This is a genomic window from Microbacterium sp. ER1, from assembly GCF_023383675.1.
In the GTDB taxonomy this organism is placed as follows: domain Bacteria; phylum Actinomycetota; class Actinomycetes; order Actinomycetales; family Microbacteriaceae; genus Microbacterium.
The window spans coordinates 1-10,598 of the sequence record NZ_QCXO01000011.1; the positions used below are offsets into that span (position 1 = coordinate 1).

At 73.0% G+C, this 10,598-nt stretch carries 10 protein-coding genes; 4 read left to right on the forward strand and 6 right to left on the reverse strand.

Annotated features, from left to right (window positions below; genetic code table 11):
* Positions 1–368 (reverse strand): GntR family transcriptional regulator (locus BV453_RS00935; RefSeq protein ID WP_249520631.1); only part of this gene is annotated, 368 nt, incomplete at its 3' end.
* 99 nt (positions 369–467) lie between these two features.
* On the opposite strand from BV453_RS00935, the gene BV453_RS00940 reads away from it, so the two are divergent.
* Both BV453_RS00940 and BV453_RS00945 read left to right on the forward strand, forming a co-directional pair.
* Entirely contained in the window at positions 468–938 is a 471-nt protein-coding gene (locus BV453_RS00940) for a PaaI family thioesterase (RefSeq protein ID WP_249520632.1), read from the forward strand.
* 41 nt (positions 939–979) lie between these two features.
* Entirely contained in the window at positions 980–2,218 is a 1,239-nt protein-coding gene (locus tag BV453_RS00945) for an APC family permease (RefSeq protein WP_249520633.1), read from the forward strand.
* A gap of 5 nt (positions 2,219–2,223) precedes the next feature.
* On the opposite strand, the gene BV453_RS00950 is transcribed toward BV453_RS00945, so the two are convergent.
* Positions 2,224–3,003 carry a helix-turn-helix domain-containing protein gene (locus BV453_RS00950; RefSeq protein ID WP_249520634.1) on the reverse strand — a complete coding sequence of 260 codons (780 nt, stop codon included), beginning with the start codon at positions 3,001–3,003 and terminating at the stop codon, positions 2,224–2,226.
* Between the two features lie 95 nt (positions 3,004–3,098).
* Between BV453_RS00950 and BV453_RS00955 the strand changes: the two genes are divergently transcribed.
* Positions 3,099–3,626: a glyoxalase/bleomycin resistance/extradiol dioxygenase family protein gene (locus BV453_RS00955; protein WP_249520635.1), complete on the forward strand. Its 528-nt coding sequence runs from the start codon at positions 3,099–3,101 to the stop codon at positions 3,624–3,626.
* Here BV453_RS00955 and BV453_RS00960 read toward each other — a convergent pair.
* The 4 genes from BV453_RS00960 to nhaA form a co-directional block, all read right to left on the reverse strand.
* Positions 3,595–4,398 (reverse strand): SGNH/GDSL hydrolase family protein, encoded by an 804-nt coding sequence (locus BV453_RS00960; protein ID WP_249520636.1) that lies wholly within the window; start codon positions 4,396–4,398, stop codon positions 3,595–3,597. The two genes, BV453_RS00955 and BV453_RS00960, sit on opposite strands and share 32 nt — an antisense overlap.
* Positions 4,399–4,459: 61 nt before the next feature.
* Positions 4,460–5,710, reverse strand: a complete 1,251-nt coding sequence (gene hisS / locus BV453_RS00965; protein WP_249520640.1) for a histidine--tRNA ligase — start codon at positions 5,708–5,710, stop codon at positions 4,460–4,462.
* Positions 5,711–5,777: 67 nt separating this feature from the next.
* Positions 5,778–6,440, reverse strand: coding sequence for a MazG family protein (locus tag BV453_RS00970; protein ID WP_249520637.1), 663 nt, complete (start codon positions 6,438–6,440; stop codon positions 5,778–5,780).
* Between the two features lie 19 nt (positions 6,441–6,459).
* Positions 6,460–7,626 carry a Na+/H+ antiporter NhaA gene (gene nhaA / locus BV453_RS00975; RefSeq protein WP_249520638.1) on the reverse strand — a complete coding sequence of 389 codons (1,167 nt, stop codon included), beginning with the start codon at positions 7,624–7,626 and terminating at the stop codon, positions 6,460–6,462.
* A gap of 174 nt (positions 7,627–7,800) precedes the next feature.
* Between nhaA and BV453_RS00980 the strand changes: the two genes are divergently transcribed.
* The gene (locus BV453_RS00980; protein WP_374209015.1) at positions 7,801–10,446 is read left to right on the forward strand and encodes a phosphoenolpyruvate carboxylase; all 2,646 of its coding nucleotides are present in this window, start codon (positions 7,801–7,803) and stop codon (positions 10,444–10,446) included.
* The last annotated feature ends 152 nt before the right edge of the window (positions 10,447–10,598 follow it).

The window sequence follows — 10,598 nt, forward strand, 5'->3', positions numbered from 1 at the left end:
GGGGTGGGAGGTTCGGCTTCTGCGCGGTGCGTGCGGACGATGCCGGCGAGGGTCTCGGCGGAGACACCCAGGGCCGCCGCCCGCCGGATCAGCCCATCGATCTCGTGAGAGAGTGCGGCGAGCGGCGCGGCGGAGGCGGCGATCACGGCGCCCCTCCCCCGCCGGAGGTCGACCAGGCCCTCGTCGCGGAGGCGCTGGTAGGCGTGCAGGACGGTGTGCTGATTGATGTCGAGGGCGGCGGCCACGTCGCGGGCGGCCGGCAGACGATCGCCCGGCGCGAGAGCACCGGAGAGGATGTCGGCACGCACCGAGGCGGCCACCTGGTCGTAGAGCGCGAGCGGGCTGTCGACATCGACGCGGATGAGCATGGCACCTCCCTTCGCTAGTTATTCTATGTGAACTAGAACAACTGTGCCAACCCTCCAGACGTCTTCGCGGGGACTCGGCGCATCCTCCACACTGACCTCATGCGCATCACGCCCCGCCGCCTCGCCCTCGGCATGAGCCTCTGGATCCCCAATCTCTGCAGCGGCATCCGCGTCCGCCGGTTCAGCGACGAGTGGACCCAGGCGACCGTGGAGCTGCACGTGAACCTCCTCACCCGCAACTACGTCAAGACCGCGTTCGGCGGCTCGATGTCGGCGATGACCGACCCGTACTTCTTCATGCTCGTCATGCATCAGCTCGGACGGGACTACGTCGTGTGGGACACCCGAGGCGAGATCGAGTTCCTCAAGCCGGGGCGCGGGGTGCTGACCGCGGAGTTCGAGGTGACGCGGGAGAAGGCGGAGGAGCTCCGGCAGCGCGCCCGCGGCGGCGCGAAGGTGCTCGAGTGGTTCGAGACGGTCATCACCGATCGCGACGGAGACGTCGTGGCGACCGTGCGCCGCGAGGTCTACATCCGCGAGAAGAAGCGCGTCACCGCGTCCCGCGGCTGACACGTCACCCGTCGTTCACCCCGGCGTGCGACGATGACCGGATGCCCCTCGCCCGCCGCCTGACACTGCCGGACGCCGTCGCGATCGGCCTCGGATCGATGATCGGTGCCGGCGTGTTCGCGGTCTGGGGACCGGCCATCGAGGTCGCCGGGAGCGGGATACTCCTCGCCCTCGCGATCGCCGCCGCGGTCGCCTACGCCAACGCCACCGCGTCCGCGCAGCTCGCGGCCGTGCACCCCGTGGCAGGAGGCACGTACGCCTATGCGCGAGCGGAGATCGGACCGTGGTGGGGCTTCGTCGCCGGCTGGAGCTTCGTGATCGGCAAGATCGCGAGCTGCGCCGCCATGGCCATGACCTTCGCCGCCTACGCCGCTCCGGCGGGGTGGCAGACCCCGGTCGCCGTGATCGCCGTCGCCGCCCTCGCGGTCGTGAACTGCCTGGGCGTGACGCGGACCGCGCTGGCGACCCGGATCCTCGTGGCCTGCTCGCTGCTCGGCCTCTCGGTCGTGGTCGCGGTCGGCCTCGGCGCCGCGCCGACCGCCTCCCCCGCGCCGCTCCCCGACACGAGCGTGTACGGCGTGCTCCAGGGCGCCGGACTGCTGTTCTTCGCCTTCGCCGGTTACGCCCGGATCGCCACCATGGGCGAGGAGGTCGTCGACCCCGCGCGCACGATCCCCCGCGCGATCGTGCTCGCTCTCGGCGGCGCCGTCGTCGTCTACGCGCTCGTCGGCGTCGTGGTGCTCCTCGTCCTCGGTGGCGACGCGCGGGGAGCCGACGCGCCCCTGGCCGACGTCCTCACTGCCGCCGGCTGGTCGGCGTTCGCCCCCGTGGTGCGGATCGCCGCGGCCGCCGCGTCCCTCGGCGCTCTGCTGGCCCTGCTCACCGGCATCGGGCGCACGACCCTCGCCATGGCGCGAGAGGGCGATCTCCCGCGGTTCCTCGCCCGCATCGACGAGCGCCATCAGGTGCCGCGCCGCGCCGAGATCATCCTCGCGGTCATCGTGATCGCACTCGTGCTCGTCGGGGATCTCCGCGAGGTGATCGGGTTCTCCTCCTTCGGCGTGCTGCTGTACTACCTCATCGCGAACGCCGCCGCGTTCCGCCAGCACGGCGCGGCCCGACGATACCCCCGGGCACTGCAGGTGGGCGGCGCCCTCGGCTGCCTCGTGCTCGTGAGCACGCTTCCCGCCCTCGCCTCGCTCGTCGGCATGGGCGTCGTGCTGCTCGGGGTCGCCGGACGGGCGCTGCGGGTACGGCGGCAGCAGCAGCGACGCGGCTGATCGCCTCAGCCGGAGAGCCTGGCGCGATAGTCGCGCGGCGGCAGGCCGAGGACGGCCGCGAAGTCGCGCGTGAGATGGGCGTGGTCGGCGTATCCCAGCGCGGCGGCGAGCGCCGTCAGGTCCGTCTCCGGCTCCTCGCGGAGACGCTGCGCCGCCTCCTGCAACCGGCGACGGCGGATGATCGCGCCCGGCGACAGTCCCACGGTGCGATGTGTGAGGCGCTGCAGCGTGCGCACCGAGACGGCGAGTCGGGTCGCCGCCTCCTCGGGCGTCAGCGCCGCTCCCTCCCCCAGCAGCACGTCGAGCATCGCGTTCGCCTGCCGCCCCGCTGCACCCACCGAGCCGACCCGCTGCGCCAGCCACGCGGCGAAGACCGCGACGGCCCGCTCCCGTCGCCCGTCTGCGGACCGCATCGCCGTCGTCACCGCCGCGAGCAGATCGGGGGCGTCGAAGGCCCGCTCCGCGTCGACGAGCTCCGCTGCGTCGTCGGTGAGCGCGGGGACGGCGGCAGGGCGCAGCAGAGCGCCCACGGCCCAGCCCGCACCCCACAGCGCCCTCGTCGACACCCGGGTCGTGGCGCCCGAGATCGACACCCCATCGGAGGCGACGACGAGGTTCACCGCCGGATACGAGACGATCTCCTGCCGGGACACCTCGCCGTCCGGGAGGCTCCACTCCGGGATCCAGAACCAGGAGACGAGCGCGGCGGCGTGTGCGGGCGGGGGCAGCCGATGGAACGAGGGCAACCGCGCGGGATACAGCACTCCGCGCGTCCGGTCGACCATGGCCCCAGCGTAGGACGCGCCACCGACGCAGCGGCCCCGAGGACGTGTCGCGGATCTTCAAGCGCCGGGCGCCCTCCCGCGTCTAGCGTGGCCGCATGACCGAACAGACACCTCCGGCCGGTGTGACCGGCGCACACACCACCGACGGCCGCCCGCACAGCGCGACCTCGCTCACCCCCTTCCTCGCGATCCCCGACGCCGCCCGCGCCGTCGAGTTCTACCGGGACGTCTTCAGCGCCCGCGTGGTCGACGTGACGGAGTTCGGCGGTGTCGTCGCGCACGCCGACCTCGACTTCGGGCTCGGACGGCTCCAGCTCGGCGAGCCCAGCCCCGAGTACCACCTCGTGCCCGCGCCTTCCGGCGACGACGACTGCTACTCGATGGGCCTCTACGTCCCGGATGTGGACGCCGTGGTCGCGCGCGCCGTCGCGGCGGGGGCGACCGTCCGCGAGGCGCCGTCGCTGTTCGTCTCCGGCGACCGCTACGCCAGCATCCGCGACCCGTTCGGCGTCCGCTGGTCGATCATGACCCGCGTGGAGGATCTCTCCGACGAGGAGAGCGCACGACGGGTCGCGGAGTGGGCGGCCTCGTTCAGCGCGGCACCGGAGAGTGCCGGGAGCTGAGCGCGACCAGGGCGGCCCGCTCGACGGCCGGCAGCAGCGCCTCGGCGGTGCGGCGGTAGCCGAGGGCGCTCGGGTGGAAGCGGTCGAGGCTGAACATCTCCTCCGGCTCGTCGAAGAACATCGGGCCGACAGCCCGCCGCAGGTCCACCGTCTCCGCTCCTTCCCGGTGCGCGGCCTCCGCCTGCGCCTCCGCCAGCCGTCGGGACAGACCGGAGGCGATGCGGCGCAGCGGCTGCGGCACCGCGCGCAGGGCGCCGAGGTCGGGGCAGGTGCCGACGACGACGCGGGCACCGCGAGCGTGCAGCCGGACGATGGCCGCGCGCAGGTGGCGGGCCGACACCGCTGCCGGGAGGCGGTGGGTGACGTCGTTGCCACCGACCACGATCACGGCGACGTCGGGGCGATAGTCCGCGGGGAGGCGGGAGAGCTGCCCGGCGAGATCCCGCGACTCCGCGCCCACGACCGCGGCGGTGCGCAGCCGTACCGGACGCCCGAGCCGGCGTGCCGTCGCCTTCGCGAGCCGCGCCCCGAGGGTCTCCTTCCGCCGTGCCGCTCCCAGGCCGGCAGCGAGGGAGTCGCCCAGCAGCAGGAGGTCGAGCGGCTCGCCCTCGAGCCCCGGGCGCCAGACACGGTCGGCGTCGAGCGACTGCTCCCCCAGCGGCTTCCCGATGCGCCGGCGCGCGAGGGCGGCCTGCCGGTCGAGGACCGCGCGGGAGCCCGCGACGAGCGCAGCGGCGAGCGCGACCAGGGTCAGCAGAAGCAGACGACGCACGGCACGATTCCAGCCGACCGCCGTGAACGTCCGGTGAACGCCTCGTCCCGACGGTGGCGACTCAGGCCAGCGTTTTCACCTCGAGCGCGTCGTTGCCGGGGCGCACGCTCGCGAAGTGGGTGTAGCCGTCCGCGGCGGAGCGCTCCAGCAGCGCCTTGAGGTTCTTCGTGCGCTGTTCGAGGCGGACCCGCGCGCCCTTCGCGACGAGGGCCGTCTTGTGCGCCACGAGCTCCGCGACGGGGACGGCCGCGTCGTGGACGAGCACGATCGCCTGCGCCGCGGTGGCCGGGTCCGTCGAGACGAGGTCGACCAGGCGCTCGAACCCGAGGGAGAAGCCCACCGCCGGCACGTCCTGCTGGAGGAACCGGCCGATCATGCCGTCGTACCGTCCTCCACCGCCGAGCGAGTACGTGACGGACGGGTGCGCGAGCTCGAAGATCGTCCCCGTGTAATACCCCATGCCGCGCACGAGGAACGGGTCGAACACGAGCGGGATGTCGTCCTGCCCTCGGCCCGCCGCCACGGCCTCGCCGATGCCGACGAGGTGGGCGACGAGCTCGTCGGGCGCGCCGTCCGGGAGCGCCTTGCGGATCTGGCGGTCGCCGAACGGGTGGTACTTGAGCGTCTGCGGGCGACCGAGGAAGGCCTGGAACGCGTCGACCGCGGTCGTCGTAGCCCCGCGCTCGCGGAGCTCGGCGGCCACACCCTCCGGCCCGATCTTGTCGAGCTTGTCGATCGTGATCAGCACCTGCGGGCGCTCGTCCTCGGTGAAGCCGAAGTGCTCCAGCATCCACTCCAGCACGCGGCGGTCGTTGATCCGCACGCTCGCGCCCTCCAGCCCCAGGGCGTCGACGGCGTCGAGCGAGGCGGCCAGCAGCTCGGCCTCGGCGCGCGCGGACGCGTCGCCGATGATGTCGATGTCGCACTGGACGAACTGGCGGTAGCGCCCCTTCTGCGGACGCTCGGCCCGCCAGACGGGACCGATCTGGATGGATCGGAAGACGCCGGGGAGCTGTCCCCGGTTGCTCGCGTAGAAGCGGGCGAGCGGCACCGTCAGGTCGTAGCGCAGGCCGAGGTCGGAGAGCTCCGCGGGATCGTCGGCGGCGGCGCGGACGGCCTCCGCATCCAGGCCGCGACGCAGGATGTTGAACGACAGCTTCTCGTTGTCGCCGCCGATGCCGGCGTGCAGCCGGTCGTACTCCTCGACCACGGGTGTCTCGATCTCGTCGAATCCGTGCGCGCGATAGCGGTCGCGGATGACGGAGAGCACCCGCTCACGGCGGGCCTTGTCGGCGGGGAGGAAGTCGCGCATGCCGCGCGGCGCGTTCACGGTAGCCACCCGTCCATCTTCCCAGGTCGGCGGCGGTGTCCGTGTCGGGTCAACCGGCCTCGGCGGCGCGGACCTCGTCCTCCAGGCGCGTCAACCGTTCCCGGAGTGCGCGCTCCGCGTCCCAGCCCTCGACCCGAGCGGCGTCCACGAGGGCGAGGAGGGCATCGCCGAGCTCCTCCTCCGACGACGGGCGCAGGGCGGACGGCGGCGCGGGCACCACGCCGGCACCGGCGGCACGACCCGACATCTTCTGCGCACGCGCGAGGGCGGGCATCGCGCGCGGGATCCCGTCGAGCACGCTGCGGCGGGTGCGCTTCTCCGCCGCCTTCGCCGCGTTCCAGTGCACGAGCACCTCCTCCGGCGTCTCCGCGACCTCGTCGCCGAACACGTGCGGATGCCGCCGCACCATCTTCGCGGTGAGCATACGGGCGACGTCGTCGATGTCGAACGGGTCGTCCGGATCCTGTGCCGCGATCGCGGCATGGAACAGCACCTGCCACAGCAGATCGCCCAGCTCCTCGCGGAGGTCGGCGCGCGAGCCGTCCTCGACCGCGTCGATCACCTCGTGCGACTCCTCGATGAGGTACGGCACGAGGTCGCGGTGCGTGATGCGCTGCGACCACACACACCGCTCCCGCACCGCACGCATGGTCTCGGCGGCCGCGCGCAGCGGATCGTCGATGTCCTCGGGGCCTCGCTGCTCGCTGGTCATGCTTCCTCCGGACTCCGGCTCAGGCGGGGATGGGCGCAGCGCGACGGTACCACCGGGCGCGCAGGGTGACGACGATGCCGGAGAGGATCAGCGCGAGGAGCGACCCCACGAGGACGCCGAGGATCGCCTGGTCGCGGATGACCGCGTCGCCCTCGAACGCGAGGTTCGCGAGCAGGAGCGAGACGGTGAATCCGATACCGCCCAGGGCGCCAGCGGCGAGGATGTCCGCGAAGGGCAGCGCCGGGTCGGCCCCCTTCGGACGGATGCGCATGGCGAGCCAGCCGAACAGGGAGATGCCGATGATCTTCCCTACCGGAAGTGCCACCACGATCGCCCAGAAGGCCGGGGAGAGGGCCGTCGGCGAGACGGCCGGGATGACGACGAAGGCCGCCACGAAGGCGAAGAGCGGCAGAATCGCGCCGTTCACGGTCGGCTCCAGCGCATGCCGGGTGCGTCCGGCGGGCACCGGCGCCATGACGAGGCCGAGCATCACGCCGGCGATGGTCGCGTGGATGCCGGACGAGGCGACGAGGCCCCACGTGACGACGCCGACGACGGCCATCGCGACCGCGACGAGCGTGTGTCCGGTGGCGTGCAGCAGGCGGCTCAGCAGCCAGAACACCGCCACCCCGACGATCGCGAGCCCGAACAGGAGCCACTGCACGTCGTGCGCGAAGAGCACCGCGATGAAGATGATGCCGATGATGTCGTCGAGGATCGCGAGGGCCAGCAGGAACACCCGCACCCGGGACGGGAGTCCGCGTCCGAACATCGCCAGCACGCCGAGCGCGAAGGCGATGTCGGTGGCGGTCGGGATCGGCCACCCGGACGCCGTCTCCGGCCCTCCCGCGATCAGCAGGTACACGAGGATCGGCACGAGCACGCCGCCGGTCGCCGCGATGGCCGGCTGCACGGCCTTCCGCGGGGAGTCGAGCTCGCCGTGGGTGAGCTCGTGCCGCAGCTCGATCGCCACGACGAGGAAGAAGATCGCGAGTAGGCCGTCCGACACCCAGTGCGCGATCGACAGGTCCAGCGCCGTCCCCGGGACGGCGAGGTGCGTCTCCAGCAGCCCGGCGATCGCGTCGTGCGTCGGCAGGTTCGCGAAGAGGAGGCCGAGGCCGGCGGCCACGAGCAGGAGGACGGCCGGGAACTGCTGCCCGCGGAGGGGGTTCGCTGTGATGCGCATCCCGTCCATCGTAGGCCGCGGCGTCACACGGTCGTCATGCGTGCAGGACACCCCGATCCGCCCGGCTACTCTCGGAGAGTGACCCCCGATTCCCCCGCTTTCTCCGAGCCGACGCCCACCGAGGCCATCCGCGTGATCGGTCGTTTCGAAGCCGGTCGCGGCATCCCCGATGCCATGCGCTCCGACGTGCGGATGCTGGGCCAGCTCCTCGGCCAGGTGCTCCGCGAGGCCGGCGGCGACGACCTGTTCGAGGACGTCGAGCGCCTGCGCCTCGCGACGATCCAGGCCTACGAGGACCACAGCTCCGACGCGTTCGACCGCGCCGCGGCGATCGCCGACTCCTTCACGATCGCCCGTGCCGACGAGGTCGCCCGCGCGTTCACCTGCTACTTCCACCTCGTGAACCTGGCCGAGGAGCACCAGCGCGTGCGCGTGCTCCGGGAGCGGGCGGGGCAGACCCCTTCGACAAGCTCAGGGACCCAGGTGGGCTCGGGCCCTTCGACGGGCTCAGGGGCCCAGGCGACGGACACGGTCGCGGGGGCGTACGCCCGGCTGCGCGAGGAGGTCGGCGACGACGAGGCCCGCCGTCGTCTGGACGGCCTGCGCTTCCACCCCGTCTTCACGGCCCACCCGACCGAGGCCCGGCGCCGCGCGGTCTCGTCGAGCATCCGCCGCCTCTCGGAGCTGCTCACCCAGCACGACGTGGCAAGCGCAGGCGGCTCCGAGGAGCACCGCGCGCGCCGCCGGATGCTCGAGGAGATCGACACCCTGTGGCGCACGGCGCCGCTGCGCGCGCAGAAGCCCTCCCCGACCGACGAGGTCCGCACCGTCATGGGCGTCTTCGACGAGACGCTGTTCACCACGGTCCCCCACGTCTACCGCCGGATCGACGACGCCCTCCGCGGCGAGGAGTCCGGCGCCACCGCCCCGGTCGTCCCGGCGTTCGTGCGGATCGGTTCCTGGGTCGGCGGCGACCGCGACGGCAACCCGTTCGTCACCGCCGCGGTCACCCGCGAGGCGTCGCAGATCGCCTCCGACCACGTGCTCCGCGGCCTGGAGCGGGCGCTCGACCGGATCGGCCGCACCCTCACGCTCGCCGCGGACGACACCCCGCCCAGCGCCGAGGTCACGGCACTCTGGGAGCGTTTCGCGGCCGCGGAGCCGACGGTCGCCGACGAGCTCGCGGCCCGTTCCCCTGACGAGCCGCACCGCCGGGTCGTCCTCGTCATGGCCCGCCGCGTGGCGGCCACGCGCCGCGGAGACGAGGAGGGCTACACGGGTCCGGAGGAGCTGCTCGCGGAGCTGCGCACCGTGCAGTCCTCCCTCGTCGCCGCCGGAGCCCGCCGTCACGCGTTCGGCGGCGTGCAGCACCTGATCTGGCAGGTCGAGACCTACGGCTTCCACCTCACGGAGCTGGAGGTGCGCCAGCACTCCCAGGTGCACGCCAAGGCCCTGGCCGAACTCGAGGCCGGCGGTCCGATCAGCACGCAGACCGAGGAGGTGCTGGAGGTGTTCCGCGCGATCGCGGACATCCAGCGCGACCGCGGGCTGCGCGCCGCGGGTCGCTACGTCGTCTCCTTCACGCAGGCGGCCTCCGACCTCGCGAACGTGTACGAGCTGGCCCGTCATGCGCTCGGCGACGACGCCCCGGTGCTCGACGTCGTGCCGCTGTTCGAGACCTTCGCCGACCTCCAGGCCGCCCCGGGGATCCTCGCCGAGGCCGTCACCTTCCCGGAGTTCCGCGAGCGGATGGCCGCGACCGGCAACCGGCTGGAGGTCATGCTCGGCTACTCCGACTCCTCCAAGGACGTCGGGCCCGTGGCCGCGAACCTCGCGCTGTACACGGCGCAGGAGAAGATCGCCCGCTGGGCACAGGAATCGGGCATCGAGCTCACCCTCTTCCACGGCCGCGGCGGTGCGCTCGGCCGTGGCGGCGGCCCCGCCAACTCCGCGATCCTCGCGCAGCCCCCGCACTCCGTCGACGGTCGGTTCAAGCTCACCGAGCAGGGCGAGGTCATCTTCGCCCGCTACGGCGAGCCCGCGATCGCGATGCGGCACATCGACCAGGTCGCCGCCGCGACGCTGCTCGCTTCCTCCCCCACGGTCGAGGAGCGCACGAGCCGCGCGGCCGCCCGCTACGCCGAGGTCGCCGCGACGATGGACGCCGCCTCCCGCGAGCGGTTCTTCGCGCTCGTCAAGGCCGAGGGCTTCGCCCCGTGGTTCGCGACCGTGACCCCGATGGAGGAGATCGGCCTGCTCGCGCTCGGCTCGCGGCCCGCCCGTCGTGGCCTCTCGGTGGAGTCGCTGGAAGACCTCCGGGCCATCCCCTGGGTGTTCGCGTGGACGCAGGCCCGGATCAACCTCGCCGGCTGGTTCGGACTCGGCACCGCGCTCGAGGCCGTCGGCGACGAGGAACTGCTCACGGAGGCCTATCGCGAGTGGCCGCTGCTGCGCACGATGGTCGACAACGTCGCGATGAGCCTCGCCAAGACCGACGAGCGCATCGCCCGGCAGTACCTCGCCCTCGGCGACCGCGACGACCTCGCCGCCCTGGTGCTCGACGAGCTCGCGCTCACCCGTCGCTGGGTCATCCGTCTCACCGGAGGCGAGGGCCTGCTGGAGAACAAGCCCGTGCTGCAGCGGGCCGTGCAGCTGCGCAGCCCGTACGTCGACGCCCTCTCCCTCCTGCAGCTGCGGGCGCTCCGCGCGCTCCGTTCGGCGCCGGAGCAACCGGAGGGCTCCGGCGCGGACGCCGAACAGCAGCGCCTGCTCCTCCTGTCCGTCAGCGGGGTCGCCGCCGGCCTGCAGAACACCGGGTGACCGGAGCCCTCCTGCCGCGTGCGCGGAGGCCCTCGTCGCCGACGCTAGAGTGAAACCTCCGCCTCACCCGGCTCTGCTTTCGCGTGCGACACGATCGCCCGCACCCCATCCCCCATCAGAAAGCCCTCCCGCGTGACCGTCACCACCCCCAC